At 58.3% G+C, this 23,788-nt stretch carries 25 protein-coding genes; 21 read left to right on the forward strand and 4 right to left on the reverse strand.

Features of this window, described 5'->3' with window-relative positions:
• Window positions 1-6: 6 nt before the first annotated feature.
• On the reverse strand, window positions 7-225 hold the full coding sequence (locus tag AB4090_RS06920; protein ID WP_369573140.1) for a hypothetical protein: 219 nt from the start codon (window positions 223-225) through the stop codon (window positions 7-9).
• Between the two features lie 12 nt (window positions 226-237).
• Here AB4090_RS06920 and AB4090_RS06925 point away from each other — a divergent pair, with 12 nt between their 5' ends.
• From AB4090_RS06925 to AB4090_RS07025, 21 genes are all read left to right on the forward strand, one after another.
• Window positions 238-3,090 carry an EAL domain-containing protein gene (locus AB4090_RS06925; protein ID WP_369573141.1) on the forward strand — a complete coding sequence of 951 codons (2,853 nt, stop codon included), beginning with the start codon at window positions 238-240 and terminating at the stop codon, window positions 3,088-3,090.
• Window positions 3,091-3,449: 359 nt separating this feature from the next.
• Window positions 3,450-3,644, forward strand: coding sequence for a hypothetical protein (locus tag AB4090_RS06930; RefSeq protein ID WP_369573142.1), 195 nt, complete (start codon window positions 3,450-3,452; stop codon window positions 3,642-3,644).
• 94 nt (window positions 3,645-3,738) lie between these two features.
• Complete coding sequence (pdhA, locus tag AB4090_RS06935) at window positions 3,739-4,710, forward strand: pyruvate dehydrogenase (acetyl-transferring) E1 component subunit alpha (protein WP_369573143.1); 972 nt, start codon at window positions 3,739-3,741, stop codon at window positions 4,708-4,710.
• A 2-nt stretch (window positions 4,711-4,712) separates the two neighbouring features.
• On the forward strand, window positions 4,713-5,690 hold the full coding sequence (locus AB4090_RS06940; protein WP_369573144.1) for an alpha-ketoacid dehydrogenase subunit beta: 978 nt from the start codon (window positions 4,713-4,715) through the stop codon (window positions 5,688-5,690).
• A 47-nt stretch (window positions 5,691-5,737) separates the two neighbouring features.
• Window positions 5,738-8,722 (forward strand): FAD-dependent oxidoreductase, encoded by a 2,985-nt coding sequence (locus AB4090_RS06945; protein WP_369573145.1) that lies wholly within the window; start codon window positions 5,738-5,740, stop codon window positions 8,720-8,722.
• A gap of 5 nt (window positions 8,723-8,727) precedes the next feature.
• Window positions 8,728-9,195, forward strand: coding sequence for a phosphate-starvation-inducible PsiE family protein (locus tag AB4090_RS06950; protein ID WP_369573146.1), 468 nt, complete (start codon window positions 8,728-8,730; stop codon window positions 9,193-9,195).
• Between the two features lie 109 nt (window positions 9,196-9,304).
• Window positions 9,305-9,655, forward strand: a complete 351-nt coding sequence (gene erpA / locus AB4090_RS06955; protein WP_369573163.1) for an iron-sulfur cluster insertion protein ErpA — start codon at window positions 9,305-9,307, stop codon at window positions 9,653-9,655.
• Window positions 9,656-9,759: 104 nt separating this feature from the next.
• Entirely contained in the window at window positions 9,760-10,923 is a 1,164-nt protein-coding gene (locus tag AB4090_RS06960) for a citrate synthase (RefSeq protein ID WP_369573147.1), read from the forward strand.
• Entirely contained in the window at window positions 10,920-12,215 is a 1,296-nt protein-coding gene (gene gshA, locus AB4090_RS06965; RefSeq protein WP_369573148.1) for a glutamate--cysteine ligase, read from the forward strand. The genes AB4090_RS06960 and gshA overlap by 4 nt, the downstream gene beginning before the upstream one ends.
• Window positions 12,216-12,217: 2 nt before the next feature.
• On the forward strand, window positions 12,218-13,147 hold the full coding sequence (gene gshB, locus AB4090_RS06970; RefSeq protein WP_369573149.1) for a glutathione synthase: 930 nt from the start codon (window positions 12,218-12,220) through the stop codon (window positions 13,145-13,147).
• A 39-nt stretch (window positions 13,148-13,186) separates the two neighbouring features.
• Window positions 13,187-13,744 (forward strand): YqgE/AlgH family protein, encoded by a 558-nt coding sequence (locus AB4090_RS06975; RefSeq protein ID WP_369573150.1) that lies wholly within the window; start codon window positions 13,187-13,189, stop codon window positions 13,742-13,744.
• Window positions 13,737-14,180: a Holliday junction resolvase RuvX gene (gene ruvX, locus AB4090_RS06980; protein ID WP_369573151.1), complete on the forward strand. Its 444-nt coding sequence runs from the start codon at window positions 13,737-13,739 to the stop codon at window positions 14,178-14,180. The genes AB4090_RS06975 and ruvX overlap by 8 nt, the downstream gene beginning before the upstream one ends.
• A complete protein-coding gene (gene pyrR, locus AB4090_RS06985) occupies window positions 14,159-14,671 on the forward strand; it encodes a bifunctional pyr operon transcriptional regulator/uracil phosphoribosyltransferase PyrR (RefSeq protein ID WP_369573152.1) in 513 nt (170 codons plus the stop codon). The genes ruvX and pyrR overlap by 22 nt, the downstream gene beginning before the upstream one ends.
• Window positions 14,671-15,642: an aspartate carbamoyltransferase catalytic subunit gene (locus AB4090_RS06990; protein WP_369573164.1), complete on the forward strand. Its 972-nt coding sequence runs from the start codon at window positions 14,671-14,673 to the stop codon at window positions 15,640-15,642. The genes pyrR and AB4090_RS06990 overlap by 1 nt, the downstream gene beginning before the upstream one ends.
• Window positions 15,639-16,925, forward strand: a complete 1,287-nt coding sequence (locus AB4090_RS06995) for a dihydroorotase family protein (RefSeq protein ID WP_369573153.1) — start codon at window positions 15,639-15,641, stop codon at window positions 16,923-16,925. Before AB4090_RS06990 ends, AB4090_RS06995 begins: the two co-directional genes overlap by 4 nt.
• Window positions 16,922-18,382, forward strand: a complete 1,461-nt coding sequence (locus AB4090_RS07000) for an ATP-binding protein (protein ID WP_369573154.1) — start codon at window positions 16,922-16,924, stop codon at window positions 18,380-18,382. The genes AB4090_RS06995 and AB4090_RS07000 overlap by 4 nt, the downstream gene beginning before the upstream one ends.
• A complete protein-coding gene (locus tag AB4090_RS07005; protein WP_369573165.1) occupies window positions 18,306-18,725 on the forward strand; it encodes a hypothetical protein in 420 nt (139 codons plus the stop codon). Before AB4090_RS07000 ends, AB4090_RS07005 begins: the two co-directional genes overlap by 77 nt.
• 1 nt (window position 18,726) lies before the next feature.
• On the forward strand, window positions 18,727-20,097 hold the full coding sequence (locus tag AB4090_RS07010) for a sigma 54-interacting transcriptional regulator (RefSeq protein WP_369573155.1): 1,371 nt from the start codon (window positions 18,727-18,729) through the stop codon (window positions 20,095-20,097).
• 21 nt (window positions 20,098-20,118) lie between these two features.
• A complete protein-coding gene (locus tag AB4090_RS07015) occupies window positions 20,119-20,466 on the forward strand; it encodes a hypothetical protein (protein WP_369573156.1) in 348 nt (115 codons plus the stop codon).
• Window positions 20,467-20,510: 44 nt separating this feature from the next.
• Complete coding sequence (locus AB4090_RS07020) at window positions 20,511-21,668, forward strand: GAF domain-containing protein (protein WP_369573157.1); 1,158 nt, start codon at window positions 20,511-20,513, stop codon at window positions 21,666-21,668.
• Window positions 21,669-22,628: a diguanylate cyclase gene (locus tag AB4090_RS07025; RefSeq protein ID WP_369573158.1), complete on the forward strand. Its 960-nt coding sequence runs from the start codon at window positions 21,669-21,671 to the stop codon at window positions 22,626-22,628. It begins immediately after the preceding gene.
• Here the strand turns inward: AB4090_RS07025 and msrB are convergent.
• From msrB to AB4090_RS07040, 3 genes are all read right to left on the reverse strand, one after another.
• Entirely contained in the window at window positions 22,559-23,008 is a 450-nt protein-coding gene (gene msrB / locus AB4090_RS07030) for a peptide-methionine (R)-S-oxide reductase MsrB (protein WP_369573159.1), read from the reverse strand. The two genes, AB4090_RS07025 and msrB, sit on opposite strands and share 70 nt — an antisense overlap.
• Window positions 23,005-23,595: a peptide-methionine (S)-S-oxide reductase MsrA gene (gene msrA / locus AB4090_RS07035; RefSeq protein ID WP_369573160.1), complete on the reverse strand. Its 591-nt coding sequence runs from the start codon at window positions 23,593-23,595 to the stop codon at window positions 23,005-23,007. Before msrA ends, msrB begins: the two co-directional genes overlap by 4 nt.
• The coding region (locus AB4090_RS07040; RefSeq protein ID WP_369573161.1) for a hypothetical protein at window positions 23,589-23,788 on the reverse strand (200 nt) is incomplete at its 5' end. The genes AB4090_RS07040 and msrA, both read right to left, overlap by 7 nt.

Consider the following 23,788-nt stretch of genomic DNA (forward strand, 5'->3'; position numbering starts at 1 on the left):
GCCATGTCACAACAGACTTTGCAATGGTTTGAACGACAGCGCGGCCGACTGCACTGGGCTATCGGTTTGTTTTTTGTGGGTATTGCTGCGGTTTTTTTCTTGTTTTCTGTTTGGCAGGCGCATACGGAAATCCAGCGCCAACATGGAAACCGCATCAACCTTAACACGCACCAGTTGAATAGCCTCGCACGGCAAATTCGCCAGCGACTGGATGGAAATTTCCACGACCTTCTGTTTTTGCGTCAGATCCTTCATTTTCGTTTGGGACAGGCACCGTTTCCCGACCAAGCGAGTCGCGCTGCTCTGGAAAGTTTTCAGAATCATCATCAAGGCTCTCTCGCGATCAATATCCAGAATGCCGATGGCAGCACTATCGTCTGGTCTACTAATAGCAAGCAGAGTTCGAAAACTATTATACCCAATTCTGCTTTTGTTACCGCCAGTAACCGGCGTGATTGGCTCGTAACCAACCCGATCTACGCCGCGCGCTACGAGAATTGGATCATTCCCATGCGCTTACCCCTCTACGATGCGCATGGGAAAGTCGTCGGTTTTCTCGGGCGACCTACGGCACTTCCGCAATTGAGCCGCTTTGTGCCACGAGCGGGGGTGTATATTTTTCTCGACCACGCCGGTCACCCTCTTGCCGAACTCGATGATCACGGGCAGTGGGGTCCACCAGATCTCCAAGCGTCATCGGTAATGGAGCATGTACGGGTAACGATTCCTGGTTATCCCTGGGATTTGGAGATGCGTTGGCAGCCAGCAAGTTGGCTCGATGCCCTTCCTCTGAGCGCCTGGCTGCAGATCAGCTTACCCTTTCTCGCGTTGGTATTATTGTTGTGGCTTTTATTTCGTGTGTCGATAAATACGGTCGATTTGCTACTGGGGTTACGGCAATTCCAGGCTGCCGCACTCGCCATTCACCATCGCTTGTTGCGGGTCAACAGCAGTTTTGCTCTCTACCCTGCGCTATGCGATGCGGTTATTCAGGAGAGTAATATTCATAGCTGTTTTCTCTTGCAACGTGGCGATGAGGAGTCTGCCATAACCTTGCTTGCTGCCGCGAGTAACTGTGCGGAATTCGCCGCCTTACGCGAGCTCCCGCCACCCGCCGGAACTGATGAAGGTGCACCTCGGACCCTGGTTATGGAAGCGCTGCATCGGGGTAGTGTGCAACGTAGTGACCGGATACAGGATTGCGTGATGATTGCACCGCTGAGGGCTGCCTTGGCCAGGGAAAATCTCTGTTGCGCCATTGCCCAGCCCATATTTCTTGCTGGTCGAGCGGAAGCCTGGGGGGTCTTGCTCTGCTTGCAACAAGCCCGGAGCCAGGCGAGCGATACCATCGAAAAATTCTTGCTACAGATTGCGGAAAATTTTGGCCTGGTCCTGAGTCTGTGGCAGCGCCGGGATGCGCTGAACCAAGCCCAAGGAATGCTGGATCTCTTGGCAGAGTTTGATCCTCTTACGGGCGCGGCCAACCGCTCGCGACTAGAAAAAGCCTTTTCGGATTTCCATTTGCGCATCGGGGAAGGCGGTGCTTCGGCCGCACTGGCCGTAGTCGATATTGATGACTTCCACCGCGTCAATGAGCGTCTCCAGCGTGAGGCAGGTGACCAATTGCTGTTCTTGATGCGGGAGCGGTTAGAGAGTGCTTTAGAGCCCGGTGATCTGGTGGCTCGTCTAGGTGGAGACGAGTTCATTCTGCTGGTTTCCTTTCCGGGCGATGCCCAAAGTCTGCGCCGCAAACTTGATGACGTGGAAGCCGCTCTCGGGATCGACTTTGCGTTACCTGCAGACGCTAGCCTGCATTTGGAGGCGAGTATTGGCGTGGCGACGCTTACCGGAAGCGGCGAACTCTTTCTCGATAGTCTCCTGCGCCAGGCGCAACAGGCGCTGAGCTTGGCGAAGGCGCACAAAGCTGACCGCTTGCACAGTTGGGCGATTGCGGGAGAGGAGTTGGAAACCAAACCACGTACCCTCGCCCAACGCCTGCTGGCAGAAAATGCCTTGGAAGTCTGGTATCAGCCAATTGTCGATGGTTTGGATGGCCGGGTTCTTGGAGTAGAGGCCTTGGCCCGTCTTCGCGATGAGGATGGTCGCATCATCTCTCCAGCAGAATTCCTTCCGTATCTCAAATTAGAAGAAATTCAAAATCTGAGCTGGCAACTGCTGGCGCGTGCCCTGGAGGACATCAGTGCGCTGGAGCAGGACGGCTGGCCCTTGTGGTTCTCTTTCAATGTTCCGGCTGAGTCCTTTACCCGGTTCTGCTTGCCTTGTCTGCGGGGGGTTCTTGCCGGGAGCCCCGTGTCGCCGGAACGCATCACCATGGAGATCCTCGAGGGTAGCGATTTTCTTGATCAGCCGAGCGCCGCAGAGGTGATGCGCGAAATTCGTGCCATGGGTATCCATCTTGCGCTCGATGACGTGGGTACCGCGTATGCTTCACTACAACGCCTGCGTGATCTGCCCATTGACAAGATCAAGATTGATCAACATTTTGTCCGTGCCTTGCCGGAGCATCCCGAAGATTTGCACTTTATCCGGATTCTGCAGGATCTGGCCGAAGAAATTGGCTTGGGCTTGGTGGTGGAAGGTGTAGAAAGTGCTGAAATTCTCGACGTTCTCCTCACCCTTGGGATCCCTCAATTGCAGGGCTACGCCGTAAGTAGACCGGTGCCTTTGAAAGGTCTGCGCCGTTTCCTCGAGCTGCCTCTGCGCTTGGATGGTCCAAGACCGGCAACGCTGCTTGGCTTATATGCGGGTATCCTTAGCATCCATGCGGTGATCAAGAAAACATTGCAACCCATCGGGCGGCAGCTGTTCATCCTGGAGAGCGCCCTGCGTCGTGATGGCCCCTACGATCATGCCTTGTCTCGTTTAGGCTACACACCAGGCCACCCCTTGCACCTCGCTTACCGTCGTTACCAGTCGATGCTGTCCCGCGCCCTGGCGGGAGCTGTGGAATCCGCCCGTAATCGTTATTGGCAGGATGTTGAGGTGGCGCTGCGTGATCTCCAAAAGCAAATCCTTGCCGAGCGCCAGCGGGAGATTTCAGGCAATGAAGAAGGGCGTGAGCGCCAATGAAGGGTGTAGACTTTTGGCGACAGGTACTGTCGGAAATAAGAGCGTACTTCATTGATATTGCAATACCTTGGTAATTGGCACACAGTTTGCTTGTATGGCATCTTCGATGCAATACGGAAGCGGAGGGCTCGAGATGAATTTCCCTGGCAGAATTGCGCTTGGCACAGTAATTGGTGGTGCTCTAAGCCTTTCATTACTTGGCTATAGTATGTCAGTAAGGGCTGACGACTTAAATCTTGGCGTTGCCGTCCCTGGATTGAGTCTATTCCTGGGTAATACGCCCCGTTACTATGTTGCCCCACCGGTAGTCTATGTGCCACGCCGCCGAGTCTATTACATTCCTCCGCCACCCCCGCGCGTTGTCTACTACCAGCCAGCTCCGCGCTGGCATCCTGGCCCACCGCCCTGGGCTGGGCGCTGGCATCATGGGCGGGATCGCGACTGGGATGATGGCTGGCACCGGGATTGGCATCACTGAGAATCTGCAGGAGGCAAAGGAAGACATTGAGCGTGAGCGCTGCCTTACCGCGTATCAAGCACAGTCTGAAGGGTAACTAGGAGCCGCAGCGCCTAGGCGCTTTGCTTGACGTTGATCAGAACCCTTTGCGATCATGTTGGAAATCATTCCACCAAGGATCCAGGGGGATTATGGACGCCAGCAACCAAAAGCGCCTGCTACGGGAAATGCTCTTCGCCCGCCGTTTTGAAGAGCGTTGTGCCCAAGCCTACCAAGAACGAGAAATCGGTGGCTTCCTCCACCTCTATCCGGGCCAGGAGGCCTGCGCCATTGGCGTATTGGAAAAGGCGCGCAAGGGTCAGGACTATGTAGTGACTGGCTATCGTGATCACGTCCATGCCATTCAGTGTGGCGCCGATCCCAAAGAAGTAATGGCCGAACTCTATGGCAAGGAAACCGGGTCCTCTCGTGGTCGCGGTGGCTCCATGCACGTCTACGACGCCGAGCACCACTTCATGGGTGGCTATGCTTTGGTCGGTGGTCCTTTCCCGCTAGCAGCTGGTTTTGCCAAAGCGGTGAAGCTGCGCGGTGGCGACGAGATCGCCATCTGTTTCCTCGGTGACGGTGCCAACAACCAGGGCACCTTCCACGAAACCATGAACATGGCCAGCCTGTGGAAGCTGCCGGTGCTCTTCGTCTGCGAAAACAACCTCTACGGGATTGGCACCGCCATCGAGCGCGCCTCTTCCGAAATCAACCAGTACCTGCGCGTTGCACCTTACAAAATCGCTGCTTCGCAGGTGGATGGTCAGGACATCGATGTCGTTATGGCAGAAGCGGAAAAGGCCATCCAGCACGTCCGTGAGAAGAGCGAACCTTATTTCCTGGAGCTAATGACCTACCGCCTGCGTGGTCATTCCATGTCCGATTCCGGTGCCTACCGCAGCAAGGAAGAGGTAGAGCGCTGGGCGCAGCGTGACCCCATCGGTATCTACAAACGGCGACTGGAAGAGGCCGGGGTCATGGGTGACGCCGCCTTCCAGGCCATGGATCAGGAAATTCTGGATCAGATTGAAAACGAAATCGTCCGCTTTGCCCTCGAAAGCCCAGAGCCGCGGGTCGAGGATCTGGAGCGTTATGTCTATGTAGCAGAGGGAGCGTAAGCATGGCAGAAATGATGTATTGGCAGGCCATTCTGCGTGCCCACGATGAAGAGTTGGCGCGCGACCCCCTGGTATTTGCCATGGGCGAAGATATTGGTGTAGCCGGCGGTACCTATAAGGCTACCACCGGGCTCTATGCCAAATATGGCGCCGAACGGGTGATCGACACCCCCATCTCGGAAAACAGCTACACCGGCATTGGGGTTGGCGCGGCCATGCTCGGTTGCCGCCCAATCGTCGAGATCATGAGCGTGAACTTCGCCTGGCTGGCCATGGATCAGCTCATGAACAACGCCGCCAAGATCCACTACATGTCCGGCGGCAAGATCCGCTGTCCCTTCGTGATGCGCGTACCGGGTGGCACCGCCCACCAGCTCGGGGCACAGCATTCGGCGCGTATGGAAAAAGTCTTTATGGGCATTTCCGGCCTGCGCGTGGTCACCCCAGCTACCTCCCGTGATGCCTATGGTCTACTCAAGAGTGCGGTGCGCTCCGATGATCCTGTCGTCATCATCGAACATGAGAGCATGTACAACCTCAAGGGCGAAGTGCCGGATGAGGAATTTTTTACGCCGCTGGAAGGCGTGCAAGTGATGCGCCCGGGGCGCGACTTGAGCATTTTTGCTTACAATATCAGTGTGCATTGGGCCTTGCAGGCAGCCGAACGTCTGGCCAAAGAAGGGATTGATGCCGAGGTGATTGATCTGCGTGCTCTGAAGCCCCTCGATCGTGCCGGCATTGCCGCCAGCGTACGCAAAACGCACCGTGCCCTGATCGTGGAGGAAGACGAGGCCCCGGTGGGTGTAGGCGCCGAGGTCATCGCCATGATCAACGAAGAGGCCTTCTTCGAGCTTGATGCGGCGCCCGTACGGGTGCATGCGCGGGACGTGCCCATCCCCTACAACCGGCGTCTGGAAAAAGCGGCCATCCCCAATGCCGATGAAGTCGTGGCCGCAGCGCGCAAGCTGCTGGGCAAGTAACACTGGGCGCCAGTTGGCGCCCACCCCCTTTTCTGAAATGGTGAACCATGGCTGAAGCATACGTCATCAAGATGCCCCAATTGTCGGATACCATGACCGAGGGCGTGCTGGTCTCCTGGGAGAAACAACCCGGCGAGCGCGTCGAGCGTGGTGACGTCGTCGCTACGGTGGAGACCGACAAGGCCATCATGGATGTCGAGGTCTTCCGCGCCGGCTATCTGGCCGGCCCCTTGGCAGCGGTAGATGCGGTGGTGCCGGTGGGCGAAGCCATTGCCTATCTCGTAGATAGCCCGGATGCAACGGTAGAAGTCAGTGCAAGCCCCGCAGCCTCAGTGGCAAGCAGTCCTGCACCCACCGTAGCCCCTAACGCCAATCTCAGTTATGCGATCAAGATGCCGCAATTGTCGGACACTATGACCGAAGGCGTGCTGGTCTCCTGGGAGAAACAGCTGGGCGAGCGTATCGAACGCGGTGATGTAGTTGCTACGGTAGAAACCGACAAGGCGATCATGGACGTGGAAGTCTTCCGCGCTGGTTTCCTCTCCGGCCCCCTGGTGACGGTGGACGTAGTGGTGCCCGTGGGAGAACCCATCGCCTATCTGGTCGATAACGCCGAACAAGTCTGTCGTGATACGGCCAATGCTGGTGCAGCAAAGGCGAGCAGTCCAGCGTCGAGTCCCGCTGCATCGGTGTCTGTACCATCGTCTGCCAGCCCGGCACCCAGCCCGCAGCCTGCGGCGCGGATTGCCGGTGCCCAGCCGGTGGCGCGCCCCAGTACCGGCGCTGCTAGCCCCTACGCCCGCCTGCTGGCTGGCGAGCGTGGCGTATCTCTGGAGGGCCTGCGCGGGACGGGTCCTGCCGGTGTCATTGTTGGTGCCGACGTCTTGGCGCAGGGTGGCAGCGTGTCCTTACCAGTAGCAGGGGTCTCGCCAAGTATTCCAGTGGCGCCCGCAGTACCCGGCAATGGCCGCCCGATGAGTGCTATCGAGAAGGCGATCAGTCAGGCGATGACGGCGTCGCTGAGTATCCCCGTCTTTCATGTCACCATGCATGTACAGCCCGATGCTCTCATTCGTGCGGCCAAGGCCAGTGGCGTCTCGGTCACTATTGCTCTGGCTAAGGCAGCCTCTGCTGCCATCGCCAAGCACCCGCTGATCAATGCCGCCTATCAGCCCGGCGACCGCATCGTCGACAATCGCCCGCACGACATCGGTATTGCCGCGACCACCGAAGACGGTGGCCTGGTGGTGCCGGTCTTGCGCGACGTTGCCGCACAGTCCTTGGCAGAATTGCAAGCGGCCTGGAAGCCGTTGCTGGAAAAGGCGCGCAAGCGGCGCATGAGCCCAGCGGAATACCAAAATCCGACCTTCACCATCTCTAATATGGGCATGTACGGCATCAGTCAGTTCGACGCCATCGTTACCCCCGGTACTGCGGCCATCCTTGCCATTGCCGCGACGGGACCGCAGGGCATGCCCATCACCATCACCGCCGACCACCGTGTGGTCAACGGCGCCGAGGCAGCTGCCTTCCTCAAGGATTTACAGACCGCCATTGAGCAACCGGAAAGCTGGGCGGGCAGCAGCGGGCCCATCATCCCTGAGGGTGACTATGGCACCCAAGTGCTGGTCATTGGTGGCGGCCCGGGCGGTGAGGACTGTGCGCGCGAGCTTGCCGAGCATGGCATTCGGGTTACCCTGGTCAACAACGCCCCCTACCCTGGCGGTGAATGCCTGTGGCGCGGTTGCATCCCCTCCAAGGCCTGGCGCGCCGCGGCAGATCGCATTCGCGATCGCGCCCACGACGCCGCTATGGGCATAGAGCTGGGCGCAGCGAAGCTCGACTGGGCGCAGCTGGAGAAGCATCGCCGTGGCATCCTGCAAACGCGCGGGGAAATGGCGCTGAAGACCGACCAAGGCATAAAAATCCAGGTGCTCGAAGGCTTCGCCCACTTCACCGGGCCGCATAGCGTCGAGATCAGTGGTAAGGACGCGCGCAGCCTGAGCTTTGGCGCCTGCGTCATTGCCACCGGTGCGCCGGCCTTTGTGCCGCCCATCCCGGGTGCGCAAGAGGCCTTAGCGGCGGGCGCCGCCGTAACCTCGGACACCGTCTGGGAATTGAGTGCTCCACCGAAAAAGCTCTGCGTCATTGGTGCCGGGGCCATTGGCATGGAAATGGCGCAGATGTTCCACGATTTTGGTGCCGAGGTACTGGTCCTCGAGGCCCTGCCGCGTCCAGTGGCGGAAATGGAGAAAGAGGTTGCCGAGCAGTTGATGGCGGTCATTGCCAAAAATAGCCCGCGCCTGACAGTACGTACCGGCGTGCAGGTGCAAAAAATCAGTGGTAGTAAAGGGGATGTCACGGTCCTGTACCGCGACGTCGAGGGCCAGGAGCAGCAGTACGCTGCTGATCTACTGTTGATTGCTACTGGCAAACGTCCCCATACCGAGGCCCTGCAACTGGACAAGGCCGGGGTGCAGCTCAGTGAGCGTGGCGCCATCGCCGCCGATGCCCGCTGTCAGACCAACGTGCCACATATCTTTGCTGTGGGCGACGTCATCGGCGGCTATATGCTGGCGCACACGGCCGGCCAACAGGGCCGGGTGGCGGCCGCGAACCTCCTGGGCGAACGGGCAGTCTATGATGCGCGCAAGGATAGCGGCGTGACTTTCACCCGTCCGCAAGTGGCCTTTGTCGGGCTTTCTGGTGAACAGGCCAAGGCGGCAGGCATGGACGTAGCCGAGGTCAAGGTGCCACTGTCCATCGATGCCAAGGCGATGATGACCGGCGAGACCGACGGCTTAATCAAGCTGGTAGCCGACAAAAAAAGCCAACGCATCGTTGGCGTGCATTTTTTGGCCGACCATGCCGATACCCTGGTGGGTGAGGCAGTGATGATGGTCCATGGTGAAATGACCTTGGCGCAGGTGGGCAGCGCCATCCATCCTCACCCCACGCAAACGGAGCTCTTCGGCGAAATGGCGCGGCGCCTGCAGTCACGCCTGCGGCGCTCGGCACGCAACAGCCGCTAAAGCCATTGAACGAGCGCGAGCACAAGCCGACCACTAGCCAAAGCGAAATCGCCGGGCTGCGCGGCTCGGTGATCCGTTTTTATGGGAAGATGCTGGATTTTATCATCACCATCCTCATCTTCCTCATGCTGGTTACCTTGCTCTATGCCGTTTGGAGCCTGATCGGCGATGTGTACACGGCATTTTTCAGTTTGCATCAGGAGCAGGTCATCTCCAGCCTGGTCTCCGATGTGCTCTCGGTTTTCGTTCTCATCGAGCTCTTTCGCACCTTTACCGATTATCTCGAGTATCACCGGATCCGATTGCGTGTACTGGCCGAGGTCGCCATCGTCTTCGTCCTGCGCGAACTTTTCATTGGCCTCTATGCGCATCGCCTCGGCCCTCTGGATCTGCTCGCCACGGCAGCGCTCTTGGCCGTGCTGATTGCCGCGCGCGTCGCCGCCATCCAATTTGTGCCCAAACGTGATTCCTGACGTGCCTTGACGTAGTACAGAAAAGGCGAGCAAAATAATCGGGTATTTCTGACCAGTAGCGCGCATTGAGCGTGAGGAGAATGTAGGTATGAGCACGGCTACGGAAACCATGACCAATCTTGACACCCTACCCCCGGTGATGACCCTCACCGACAGTGCGGCAGACAAAATCAAGTCCTTGATCGAAGAAGAAGGCAGCCCAGATCTCAAGCTGCGGGTATTCGTTACCGGTGGCGGTTGCTCGGGCTTTCAGTATGGCTTTACCTTTGATGAAAACGTCAACGACGGTGATACCGAAGTTGAGCAGTTTGGCGTCAGCTTGCTGGTCGATCCGATGAGCTACCAGTATCTGGTCGGTGCAGAAATCGACTACAGCGAGGGCTTGGAAGGCGCGCAGTTTGTTATCAAGAACCCCAACGCTACCACTACCTGTGGTTGCGGATCGTCTTTCTCTGCCTGAACACGCAGACAGTCCAGTGAAAAAGGGAGGCGCCTGTCTCCCTTTCTTTTTTTCCGCGGGGTATGATGCAAGACATCCTCCCCTTCGCCCCAAGGAGAAGCGCCATGACTGATGCCACTGTCGTCCCCGGACTAGAGGGAGTTCCCGCTACGCATTCTGCCATCTCCAATATCGACGGCTCTGCTGGCTTGCTCTCCTATCGTGGCTATCCCATCGCCGAACTGGTAGCGCAGAGTAACTACGAAGAAGTCGCGCTGCTATTGTTGGATGGTGAGCTACCGCAGGCCAAGGATCTGCAGCGTTTCGATGCCGGCCTGCGCGCCCATCGCCAAGTAAAGTACAACGTGCGCGAGATCATGAAGTTTCTGCCGGTGACCGGGCACCCCATGGATATGCTGCATTGCGCAATTGCCAGCCTGGGGATGTTCTATCCGCAGCAGGAACTTTCTGATGCCGAACGCGACAATGCCTCGCATCTCGATGCCATGGCCATGCGTATTATTGCCCGCATTCCTACCATCGTCGCCATGTGGGATCAGATGCGCTTTGGCAACGACCCAATTCCGCCGCGTGCCGATCTCTCCCATGCGGCGAACTTTCTCTACATGCTGCATGGGCGCGAGCCAGACCCCTTACATGCGCGCATCCTTGATGCCTGCTTCATTTTGCATGCGGAGCACACTATCAATGCCAGTACCTTCTCGGTGCTGGTCAGTACCTCCACCCTCACCAACCCTTACCACGTGATTGCCGGGGCCATTGGTACCCTGGCCGGTCCGCTGCATGGTGGCGCCAATCAGCGCGTGGTGGAGATGCTGGAGGAGATTGGCAGCGTCGACAACGTTGTCCCCTTTCTCGAGGCACGGCTCGCGGCCAAAGAGAAGATCTGGGGCTTTGGCCATCGTGTGTACAAGACTACCGACCCGCGCGCGGCCATTCTCAAGGAGATGATGGCGGACTTGGCACAGGCTGGCCACCTGCGGCAAAGCAAGCAATTTGCCATTGCCCGCGCCCTGGAAGATGCGGCAGCGGAGCGCTTGGGGCCCAAGGGCATCCACGCTAATGTCGATTTCTACTCGGGCGTTCTCTACCATGAAATGGGGATCCGCAGCGATCTCTTCACCCCCATTTTTGCCATGGCGCGTAGCGTCGGTTGGTTGGCACACTGGCGTGAACAGCTCAGTAACAATCGCATCTTCCGTCCCACGCAAAACTATACGGGTGCCCCGATGCGTGGCTATAAACCCCTTGCGGAGCGTCATACTTGATTTCCGTTCTCTCTACCCCACCGCGCCTGGTTACCAACCAGGTCGCGCCTTTGCACGAGCTGGAAGAGCATCTGATTCGCAACCAGTGCGCCATCGAGCGATGGTTCCGCTGTCAGTGGCAGACCACGCCGCCGCCCTTCTATGGCTCGGTGGATTTGCGCAACTCCGGTTTCAAACTGGCGCCCATTGATACCAATTTGTTTCCTGCGGGTTTCAACAACCTCAATCCAGAGCATGCGGCGCTGCACATTACCGCCATCCAGCATTATCTCGACCAGTATCACCCCAGTCTGGAGCGCCTGCTGCTCATCCCGGAAAACCACACCCGCAATCTATTCTATCTGGAGAACGTCGCACGTCTGGCAGAACTACTGCGTGAGGCGGGGCTGGAAGTGCGCGTTGGGTCCTGGGCGATTGAGAGTACGCAGAAACACGATTTGCCCTCGGGAGAACGACTGCTGATCGAGCCTTTGCAGCGCGTGGGCGCGCGCCTTCTAGTGGCGGGTTTCGACCCCGAGCTGATCCTGCTCAACAACGATCTATCCGGCGGCGTGCCGGAAATATTGCAGGGTATCGAACAAGATGTACTGCCACCCTTGGCGGCGGGTTGGCAGACGCGGCGCAAGAGCCAGCATTTCGCCCACTATCGGCGCCTGGCAGTGGAATTTGCCGAAGTGATCGACATCGACCCTTGGCTCATCGATCCGTTTTTTCGTCGCTGTAGCGAGATCAACTTTCTGCAAGCCGAGGGGCTGGATTGCTTGGTCAACAACGTCGATGCGGTCATTGCGGAAATTGCCGAGCGCTATCGTCATTATGGTATCGATGCGCGCCCGTTCGTTATCGTCAAGGCCGATGCCGGCACCTATGGCATGGGCGTGATGACCGCCTATTCCGGTGCCGAGCTGCGCGAGCTGAATCGCAGGGCGCGCACTCGCATGGCGAAGAGCAAGGAAGGCGTGCCAGTGAGTGACGTCTTTATCCAGGAAGGGGTCTATACCTTTGAGCAGACCCCCGAGGATTTTGTTGCCGAGCCCGTCGTGTACCTGTTGGGGCAACAGGTCCTGGGCGGCTTTTACCGCGTCCATCGCGAGAAGGGCATTGATGAAAGTCTCAACGCCCCTGGTGCCCATTTCGAGCCCATGGCCTTTGCCGAACCGGGCATCAATCCCTGTCGCAAATCCGAGCCCGATGCCCCCATCAACCGCCATTACGCCTACGGTGTCATCGCCCGCCTGGCTCTGCTGGCTGCGGCGCGCGAGGCCGAGGACTGGCGTCAGGCGGAGCGCTAAACATGCACATTGCGGTATTGATGGACCCCATCGCGGGGATCAAGCCGGCCAAGGATACGACCTTGGCCATGCTCCTGTCGGCGCAGGCGCGTGGGCACGAATGCTGGGTGTTTACCCTCGATACCCTGTCCCTGCACGATGGGCAGGCTTGGGGCCAAGTACAAGCGGTACAGGTACGCGATGAACAGGCTGATTTTTATCAGTTGGGTGAGCGCCAGAGCCTACCCCTGAGCGCCTTCGATTGTGTGCTAATGCGTAAGGACCCACCGGTGGATATGGATTTTCTCCATGCCTGTCAGATCCTCGAACATGCCGGCACCTGGGTCGTCAATGAACCAGCCTCTATTCGTCTCGCCAACGAAAAGCTCTTCCCTCTGCAGTTTTCTCGCTGGTTGCCTCCCTATTTGGTCAGCCGCGATATGAGTGAGCTGCGCGCCTTTCTGCGCGAGCAGGGCGAAATTGTCGTCAAACCTCTGGCCGCGCGCGGCGGCGAGGGGATTTTTTACCTGCATGGCGAAGATCGTAACGTCGGCTCCATCCTCGAAACGATCACCGGTCGTGGCGCCCATTTTGTCATGGCACAACGTTATCTGCCGGCTATCCGCCAGGGCGACAAGCGTATCCTGTTGGTCGATGGCGATGCCATCCCCGGTGGCATGTTACGCGTGCCCGCGGCCGATGATTTCCGTGGCAACCTGGTTGCCGGCGCCCAGGCCGTTGCCGCCGAGCTTAGCGCCGCCGAGCAGGAACTCTGCGCCGAGATTGGGCCGGTGTTGCGGCAGATGGGGCTGCTCTTTGTTGGCATCGACGTAATTGGCGAACGGCTCACCGAAATCAACGTTACGAGCCCGACCGGGGCACGGGAAATCCGCCGCTTCTTTGGCGTCGATGCTACCGAGCTGCTGTGGGCGCGGATCGAACGCGGTCACTAAGACTGCCCTTTACCGGGCAAAGCGCGGTATCATAGCGCCATGGAATTTTCTTCACTCAAAAATCATCTCCTCATCGCCATGCCCAACCTGCATGATGGCCTCTTCGACCGCAGTGTCATTGTCGTCTGCGAACACAATGCCGAGGGGGCGATGGGCGTCGTCATCAATCGCATCCTCGACATGAATATGTCCGACGCGCTCAAGGCCATTGATATCCGTCCGTCGGAAGAGATGATCCATCGCCCGGTCTACTGGGGTGGGCCGGTGAGCCCGCAGCACGGTTTCATTCTGCATCAGCCACCCGGGGATTGGGATTCTACTCTGGCAGTGAGCGATACCCTGGCCCTGACCAGCTCTCCCGACATCCTTGCCGCCATTGCTGAGCACCGCGGTCCGGAGCAGTATCTGCTGACGCTTGGCTATGCCGGCTGGGGCGAGGGGCAGTTGGAGAAAGAAATCAGTGAAAACTCTTGGCTGCATGGGCCGGTCGATCCGCGTGTATTGTTTCAACTCCCTGCCGGCGAACGCTGGCAGGAGGCGGCGCGGGTACTCGGCATCGACATGCGTCTGCTCAGTGGCGCCGCTGGACATGCCTGAGCCAAGCGGCCCTTGGTTGGGTATCGACTACGGTAGCAAACGCATCGGCGTTGCTTTTCTGGGAGAGGCGGGGCTCGGCGCGCAGCCTTTGGCCACCCTACGCAACAGCGAACAGGGCCCGGACTGGAATGCCTTGGCACGCTTGATCGGCGATTGGCAGCCACGTGCTCTGGTCCTCGGGCTGCCGCTGCAAGCCGACGGTAGCGAGGGACAGACAGCAACTGCGGCACGGCGTTTTGCCAGTGCGCTGGAGCAGCGCCACTCCTTGCCCCTATACTGGATTGATGAGCGGCTGAGCAGTCATGCGGCAGAGGCGCAAATGCGGGAGCGGGAACTCTCCCGCGCCGAACGCGATCGCTTGCGTGACCAGCTCGCCGCCTGTGCCATTTTGGAGAGTTTCTACGAGGAAGAGGCATGGCGTCGGCCTGGGACCTGAGTACCCTCATCGATTCCCTGCAGCGGGATCTGCAGGCGCAGATCGATCCACAGAACTGCGTGATGGTGGGGATCTATACCGGCGGCGTCTGGATAGCAAGGGAGCTGCACCAACGCCTCGGCATCCGCACTCCCTTGGGAGAACTCGATATTTCTTTCTATCGCGACGACTTCAGCCGCGTTGGCCTACATCCCGAGGTCAAGGCCTCGCGCCTTCCATTTTCCGTAGATGGTACGCATCTGATTTTGGTGGATGACGTCCTCTATACCGGTCGCACCATCCGCGCCGCCCTGAACGAGATCTTCGATTACGGACGGCCAGACAAGATCACCCTGGCGGTGCTGGTCGATCGTGGCCTGCGCGAGTTGCCCATCTGCGCCGATATCGTCGCCCTCAAGCTGCGTAGCAACCCCGGTGACTACATCAAGCTGCGCGGGCCAAACCCGTTGTCTCTGGAGTTTCTCCCCGGCGAAGAGGTAAGCCCAGCATGATGCCTTGGCGTATGGGCGAGCGCGACCCGCAGCGGGATGCGCAGGGCCAGCTCCGTAACCTCCTGGGGATCGAAGGGTTGCGCGAAAGGGAGATTCTGGAAATTCTCGATAGCGCCGAGTCCTTTTTGGGCGTCGGCGAACGAACGGTAAAAAAGATCCCCATCCTGCGCGGACGTACTCTAGTTAATCTCTTTTACGAGAATAGCACGCGCACCCGCAGCACCTTTGAACTCGCCGCCAAGCGCTTGTCGGCCGACGTACTGAATATTGCTGTTGCCAGCAGTAGCGTCAGCAAGGGTGAATCCCTGCTTGATACTGTCGACAACCTCCTTGCCATGCAGGTAGATGGCTTCATTCTGCGCCATCCGGAGGCCGGTGCCGCGCATCTCCTCGCCCGGCACTTAGGGGAGCGCGCTTGGGTGGTCAATGCCGGCGACGGACAACATGCCCATCCTACCCAAGCCTTGCTTGATGTATTTACCATTCGCCGCCTAGTGGGGCCAATCACGGAGCGAGTGGTGGTTATTCTCGGCGATATTTTGCATTCTCGGGTTGCCCGCGCCCTCATCCATGCCTTATCCATTCTCGGCTGCCCGCAGATTCGCGTGGTGGGTCCGCGCACCCTGGTGCCATCGGAGCTGCACAGCCTGGGCGTACACGTATTTCACGAGATCGAACCGGCACTGGCTGGGGCCAATGTCCTCTATGCGCTACGCATGCAGCGCGAGCGCATGGATGCCCAGCGAGTGCCGAGCTTGGAAGAGTATCACCAACGCTTTGGGTTGACCGCCGAGCGTTTGCGGCTTGCCGACCCCGACGCGGTGGTTTTGCACCCTGGCCCCATCAATCGTGGTGTAGAGCTCACGGCAGAGGTGGCCGATAGTCCGCAGGCCATCATCCTCGAGCAAGTCACGCATGGCCTCGCTTTGCGCATGGCGGTGCTTGCGCGGTTGGCAGGAGGCAACCCATGAGCCTGCGGCGGCGGATTCGCAACCTGCGTCTGATTGATCCGGAAAGCGGAAGCGATCGGATCGGTGACCTCGCCTTGGCCGAGGGAAAAATCCTCGGCGTAGGGGAAATTCCCGGAGATTTTCAGGCGGAAGAAGAAATCGATGGCAGTGGTTTGATCGCCTGCCCGGCGTTCATCGAGACGCAGTTTCAGGCGCATACCCCGGGATCAGGCTTGCATGGCGACCTGCGCAGTGAATTACGTGCTGCAGCGGCTGGTGGTTTTGGCAGCGTGCTGTTAGACCCCGCTACCGATCCAGTTGCTGACCAGCCCGGTGTTCTCCACGAACAGCGGGCGGCGGCAGCCGCAGCCGGGCTGCTCCGTGTATACCTGAGCGGTGCTTTGACGCGGGGCCTGGAGGGCGCCGTCCTGGCCGAGATGTCTGCCCTTGCCCAAGTTGGTGCACAGGTCTTCAGCCAAGGGCAAATGCCCGTAGCCGATAGTCAACGCCTGCGTTTGGCCCTGAGCTATGCCGCCGACCTCGGGCGCACGGTGTTTCTCTGGCCGGAAGACCTTACTCTCGCTGCGGGCGGGGTGATGGATGAAGGCCCCTTGAGCCTACGCCTGGGGCTTGCCGGGCGCCCGCAGGCCGCCGAAGAGATTGGCGTCGAACGCGACCTGCGGGTTGCGGCCCTCGCTGGCGCGCGCGTGCATTTTCCTGCCCTCAGTAGTGTTGCGGCGGTGCAGCGCGTGGCGGCGGCACGGGCGGGCGGGCAGGCGGTGACTTGCGGTGTCAGCCTGCATCATTTGCTGCTGAGTAGCGATGACGTCGGCTACTTTAATAATCACGCCAAGCTGCTCCCCCCTCTGCGTAGCCAGAAGAATCGCGCGGCCTTGTTACGCGCACTGGCGGACGGAGCCATTCAGTGCCTGAGCAGCCAACATCTGCCCTGGGGACGAGAGAGCGAGGGGCAACCCTTCGCCCAGGCACCCTTCGGCATTGCCTCGGTAGAATGGGCCCTGCCCTTGGCTTTGCGCTTGGTCGAAGAGGACGGCTTTGATCTGCTGCAACTCATACGCCTGTTCACGAGCGGCCCGGCGGCGGTCCTTGATCTTCCGCCACCGTCCCTCGCGCCTGGGGCGGCAGCCGATCTCTGTATCTTCGACCCTGACGCGGAAATCCTCCCAACACCGGAAGGCTATAGTCGCGCCCGCAACCATCCCTACGCGGGCTGGCCACTGCGTGGACAAGTACGCTACCTTTTCGTCGCTGGACAGCTTCGCCACTGCAGCGCCGCGGGATGAAACGACCCAATTCCCTCTCCTGGCTGACCGTTTTTGGCTTCGGCCTGGCCATTGTGCCGCTGGTATTGGTGATCGTGAGTATCACCCTGACCATCGCCCGCTTTGCCGAGGAGGGACAGAGTAGCATCCTGCGCGCCGTGGCTCTGAGCGACAGCGCCAATCGCATGGCCAACGCGGTGCGCTCCATGGAGCGCTACGGCTTGCAGTATACCGTCTTGCAGGACTCAGCCTTGCTCGTACTATTCCAACAAAGCTTTGAGGAATATCAGCAGGTCAGTCGACATTTCGCTGCAGCTGGCCCAAGCGCAGTCGATCAAAAAAGATTGCGACACCTCGATGAAAACCTCGCCAAGGCCCGCCGCGCTCTGCCCTTGGCCGCTTTGGAGGGTGGGCGGGGAAACTTGGATCAGGATTTCAGTACCGCTAGCCGGGAAATGCAGCAGCTGCAAGAAGATGTCAACGATGGCATCAGCGCGCAAGTGAAACACCTTGGTGACCGTGCCTTGCAGATCAAGCGCCTCACGCTCTACGAAGTCCTCTTGGCATTACCGTTGACGATTGTCGTCGCCATCTTCTTTATTATTCTCATCACTCGTCCCATCAAACGACTCGATCGCGCTATCTCCAGCCTCGGCGACGGTGATCTTGCCAGCAACATTCAGGTTAGCGGTCCTAAAGATATCGCTGCGTTAGGGGATCGGCTGGAATGGCTGCGTCAACGCCTGCAAGAATTGGAGGCGACCAAGATTCATTTTCTGCGTCAGCTTTCCCACGAACTCAAGACCCCCCTCACCGCCATTCGCGAAGGCTCGGAACTGCTGCAAGAAGATCTTGGACAGGGCTTGGCCGCTGAGCAACGGGAGATTGTTGAAATCGTCCGCGACAACAGTTTGCGTCTACAGCGCCTTATTGAGGATCTCCTGCGCTTCAGCCTCGCCGAGGGACCGGCGGTGAGTGCCGGTATGCGGCATCCCATCCCACTGCACGAGGTCCTCGAAGAGCTGCTGCTTAGTTATAAGCCCCTCTTGCGGAGCAAGGGAATGCGGATAGACAGTCAGATTGCCGAACTGTGGACGGCGGCACACCGCGACCGAATTCGCACGATTTGCGATAATCTTTTGTCTAACGCGGTGAAGTTCTCGCCGCAGGGGTCTACGCTCCGGGTGCAACTGCAGCGCGAGGGCGAGGACGCAGTCATCGATGTTATCGATGCAGGCCCTGGGGTTGCGCCCGAGGAACGTGACAAGATCTTTGATATTCTATATCGCGGCAGTGCCAGTGAATCCGGAAAAATCGAAGGCAGCGGCTTGGGTCTGGCCATTACCAGGGAATATGTTTTGAGTTATGGGGGAAGTCTTGAAATTCTCGACAGTGAAGAGCATGGGGCACATTTTCAAGTTCGCCTTCCCATTAGCCAGCACGACTCTTTTAGCCCTGGGCCTGAGCGCCTGCGCTGAAGTTGCGCCAAGCCCGCCAGCGCCGCATAGCGTTGTTCTTCAAGCTGACCAAATCGTCGTTTCCCGTGCTGCCTATCAGCAACTGCAGGAGCGAGTGGAGCAGGCAAAAAATCAAACGGCGGAAACGGCTGCCTGCACTTCTGCATCTGCCCGAGTTACCAGCCTACAAAAAGAATTGGCTGAATTGCGTGCAGGCGATCCGAGTTATCAAAATCTACAAAGTAAAATTACTGACTTGCAGAACCGCCTCAATCAGTCGCAACAACACGAAGGGGAATTGCGCAAAAAGCTCAACGAATTGATTCAGATAGAAAAAAATTCCCGTGTAGTGGGAGGACGGTAAATTGGCCAAGCAAGCGAAAGTGTTACTGGTTGACGACGACGCAGATCTTTTGCGGTTATTGTCGTTGCGCATGAAAAGTGCGGGTTACCAAGTGAGTACGGCGGCCAATGGACGCGAAGCTCTTTCCCTCTTGGCAGTTGAACATCCTGCCTTGGTGATTACGGACTTGAAGATGGATGAAATGGACGGTATGGCCCTGCTTGATGCCATTCGCCGCGACTATCCTACTCTACCGGTTATTATTCTTACCGCCCATGGCTCCATCCCCGATGCCTTACTCGCCGCCAATCAAGGGGTCTTTGCCTTCCTCACCAAACCTTTTGATGGCAAAGAGCTCATGGCCGAGGTCGAGCGTGCCTTTCAGTTGACTGCTGCCGCACCCCAGGGAAAAAGAGGCAAAGATGCCGCGGGTTGGGAGAGGATTCTCACGCGCAGCGCCAAGATGCAGGCCCTGCTCGATCAGGCGCGCTTGGTGGCGGCTGCGGATGCCAGCGTCTTTATTCATGGTGCCAGCGGCACCGGCAAGGAACTCTTGGCCCAGGCCATTCATCAGGCCAGTAATCGCCGCGACCGACCCTTTGTGGCGGTCAATTGTGGGGCATTTCCCGAGCAGCTACTGGAATCGGAACTCTTTGGCCACAAAAAGGGTTCCTTTACTGGTGCCGCTAGCAACCATATTGGCCTGTTTCAAGCGGCAGATGGTGGCACCCTCTTTCTCGATGAGATTGGTGACATGCCCCTTGCCTTACAAGTTAAGCTCCTGCGCGCCTTGCAGGAGCGGCAGATTCGTCCGGTGGGGGCGACGGAGACGATCCCCGTCGACGTACGCGTGATTTCTGCCAGTCATCGTGACTTGGAAGAGGAAATGGCCGCGCGGCGCTTCCGTGACGACCTCTATTACCGGCTCTGCGTCGTCACCCTGGAGCTTCCTGCCCTGGCAGAACGTGCAGAAGACATTCCGCTGCTTGCCGAGTATTTTCTGCGCGAGGCGGCGACACGTAATCGTAAGGATGTGCGTGGCATTGCCCCCGAGGCCATGGAGTTGCTAGTGACCGCATCCTGGCCGGGAAATGTGCGGCAGTTGGCTAATGTCATTGAACAATCCGTAGTGCTCTCCACTACCCCGCGTATCGGCGCCCCGTTGATTCGCCATGCCTTGCGCGACCGTGATGGTGAGGTTGTCCCCTTGGCCGATGCCAAGGGCCGATTTGAGATGAATTACTTGATCCAAATTATGCGCATGACCCGCGGTAACGTTAGCCAAGCCGCACAGTTGGCACAACGTAACCGTACCGAATTTTACCGCCTGTTGCGTCGCTATCATCTCGATCCGGCGACGTTCAAAGAAGATGACAGTAGCGATGAGGCGTAACCGTTAGCTAGGAGGACAACTATGCCTATGGTGAATATTCTGGCGTATCTGGAAGTTTTTATCGCACTCTTGGTTTTGGCCTTTTTGGTAGTCACCTTTTTCTATCTGATTGCCCCTCAGGGGCTGGATGTCTTTTTACGCCGGGTTGGCATCCGTCGCGGCATTGGCGCGCTCAATGCCCGTAACGTCTTTGCCGGCCTGCGCCAACTCGCCATCCTGCTCTTTGTGCTCGGTATCGCCACTCTGGCGATGATTTTCCTTCACGCTTGGCCGCGGGGCTGGCTGATTCCCGCCATCCAGGAGCTGGTTATGGCAGTGGTACTCTTTTTTGTTGGCTATTTGGGTGCCAAAGGGAAAAAAACGCCGTAGACTTAGGTATATTCGTCCAAGTTGAGAACGAGCGTACCTGACTGATGCCTACCGGCCACAGCATCCCACTGCCAACGGAGCTGGAACTGCACCGCGAGGAGTTTTTGGCCGCCGTCGAAGAGGCGGCGAGAGGGGCATTTGCCGAGCTAACTCGCGAGACGGAGGTCGCTGCTTATCTTGCTTCCTTGGATAGTGCGACGTTGCAGCACTTGCAGGAAGCACAGCACCTGCATTTTGCTTGGTTGCTCACGCAGGACAATCCACAGGCACGGGATGAGCGTAGCCGGGAACTGGGTGCGGTACATCAACGCTTAGGGCTGCCAGCCGACTGGCTGGTATTGGCTACCGGCCTGTTTTCAGCACATCTGCGTCGGGCAACAGCACCATTTGTGCGTTTTTTGCCACAATTGGATCAAGACATCCCACGTCGCCTGGCCATGGACCTGCTCGTGCAACTGCGAACCATGCGCGCGCTAGATGCCGAAGAAGAACAGATCATCGAACGCATCGATGTGCTCTTGCTCAGTGAGTCCGATGAGCAGCAATTGCTGCAGCGTATGTTGAGTAAGATCGTTCTCATCTCCGGTGTAGACGGTGCGTGGATCGGTAAGCCCAGTAATGGTAGCTTGCAGGCCATCGCCATCGCTGGCAAGCACATGGCAGAATATCTGGAACAGGTGAATATTCGGGTCGACCAAGGTGCGCAGGCCCAAGGACCCATGGGGAAGGCCTGGCGCAGCGGTAAGCCTGTGGCCATCGACGACCTGCAGAACGACCCGCTATTTCTCCCTTGGCAGGACACCCTGCAAAGCACTGGCGCCTGGCGCAGTACCATGGCTTTCCCCGTACAGGTGGCGGGCAAGCAGGAAGCATTATTTGGCGTGTACAGCCAGATTCCTCGTTATTTTTCCTCGGCCAACCGAAGACGTAGTTTGATGCACTTAACGCGGATGCTCGGTATTGCCTTGGAGAAGCAGGATCAGCGCGAACGCCTTGAGCGCAGTAATCACCTGTACCAGATTTTTTTGAGTGAAGGCGACATTCTCATGCGCTCTCGCTCTTCGCACGCGATTCTGCGGCGTACCTGCCACCGTTTGGTAGAAAATGGCCTATTCAGCAGCGCTTTTGTCGTGCGGCCAGATAGCAATGGCTATATTGTTCCGATCAGTGCTGCGGGAAAAAACAGCAATAACCTAAGCTAGGTGCGCGTACATGTCGATCAGCGCGATCCCCCCACACTGGTTGCCGCGGCTTGGCGTGAGCGGCGCTTGCAATATCACAATCATTATTGTGAAGATGCAAAGTATCAGGGTTTTGCGCCGCTCATAGCAGCGTTTGACTGGAACAGTTTGGCCGTCGTCCCCATCCTGCATCAGGATTCTCTTTGGGGCTTGCTCTGCGTGGCGAGTGCTGAGCGCGAGTATTTCGACAACACCCTGCTCTCCGCTTTGGCGCGCACGGCTAAGATGTTGGGTTATGGTCTTGATGAGCTGGCCCTGAAAAACCGGATCGAAGCGGAGCGGGAGGAGCAGAGCTGGCGGGCAGAGCATGATTTGCTGACGGAACTGCCGAATCGGGCGGCCTATCTGGCAGAGTTGCCAAAGACGTTGGAACGCAATGCGGAGCGGCTGGTTGCCGTGGGCATGATGGACCTCGATGATTTCAAACCGGTAAATGATACCTATGGGCATCCTGCCGGGGATCTGGTGTTGCAGGTGGTTGCCCGACGTCTGCGTGCTGCCGTCCGCCAAGGCGACCTTGTTGCGCGTTTTGGTGGCGACGAGTTCGCCCTGTTATTGGGAAACTTAGGCTCAATGGACGATCTAGAGCGCATTTTGCAACGGGTGCAGGAGGCAGTTCGGGAGAGAATCACCCTCACTGACGGAACCCTCGTGCAAATTGATAGCAGCCTGGGGGTTACCCTCTACCCTCTTGATGAGGCCCCTGGAGAAATCCTGCTCCGTCATGCCGACCAAGCCCTCTACGCGGCGAAGAGTCAGAAGTCTACCCGCGAGAGGTCCGTTAGCCTCTATGACGGGATTGACGACGCAGCGCTTTCGCCAAACTCCCCTGTTGCTGAGATCCCTCCCGATCAGTCCGGCACGCCATCGGCTGCGGGCGCTTGCTCTGTAAATTCCAACGCTGCGGAGTTCAAACAGTAGCGTAGACCAGTAGGCGCCGGTCCGTCGGGAAAGACGTGACCGAGGTGACTATCACAACGCGCACAGCGGATTTCCGTGCGGAGCATGCCATGACTGGCGTCGCGCAGTTCGCGAATGTGGTCATTGGCAAAAGGGGCAGTGAAGCTTGGCCAGCCAGTGCCCGAGTCAAACTTTTCTCCCGAACGAAAGAGTGGCAGATGGCAAAGGGCGCAAACAAAAGTGCCTTTGCGTTTTTCCTCGAGCAAGCCCCCGCAGAATGGTGCTTCGGTGCCATGCTCAAAGAGTACATGGCGTACCTCTGCGGAAAGATGGCGCCCGCGTCGCGCGCGTTCCTCAGCATTGATCGGAGTGAGATCATAGCCTGCAGTCGAAGTCTTCATGCCTTCCTCCGGTATTCTGGAAACATCGCCGCCAGCGCGTGGATTTTTGGCTGTGCGACCGCGCAGATGTATGGTTGCCCTGGATTACGCCGCGCATAGTCTTGATGGTAGGCCTCTGCAGGATAAAATTCTTGCAAGGGCTCCAATTCGGTGACGATAGGTTGTGCGAAGCACTCCCCTTTTTCGAGTTGGGCAATATAGGCGCGGATCATATCGGCTTGGGCATCATTCAGGAAGAAAATGGCCGACCGATATTGACGACCAATGTCGTTGCCCTGGCGGTTGCGTTGCGTAGGGTCGTGGGCCACACCAAAAAAGACCTGAAGGATCTCGCCAAATTGCAGCTTTTCCGGGTCGTAACGTAGCTCTACCGCCTCGGCATGATTGGTGGCACCGCTGCAAACGGAACGGTAATCGGCTTCTTCCCGCCGCCCACCGGTGTAGCCCGAGACTGCTGACTGCACTCCGGCCAGTTCGCGATATACACCTTCGACACACCAGAAACAGCCGCCGGCGAGGATGATTCTACCCGGCAAATCTGCCTCTGGGTCCTGCCAGTCGGGGAGGGGGAGGGCATGCGTTAGCATCGGACAAGCTCCTGAATAAGTGCCGTACTACGCCGTTCAAGATAGTCCTTCTTGGGCTGCTGCTGCAAGGTGATCAGCGCGAAGGAGAATTTTTTCCAATCCAGAGATGAGCCTGAAGGAGGGGCAGGAGTGAGGCTGTCAGGCGGCTGAGTGTTGGGCATTGTTGATGGAACGAAAGAGCTTTGCCCGAGCC

Source organism: Acidithiobacillus sp. IBUN Pt1247-S3 (assembly GCF_041146875.1).
Taxonomy (GTDB): domain Bacteria; phylum Pseudomonadota; class Gammaproteobacteria; order Acidithiobacillales; family Acidithiobacillaceae; genus Igneacidithiobacillus.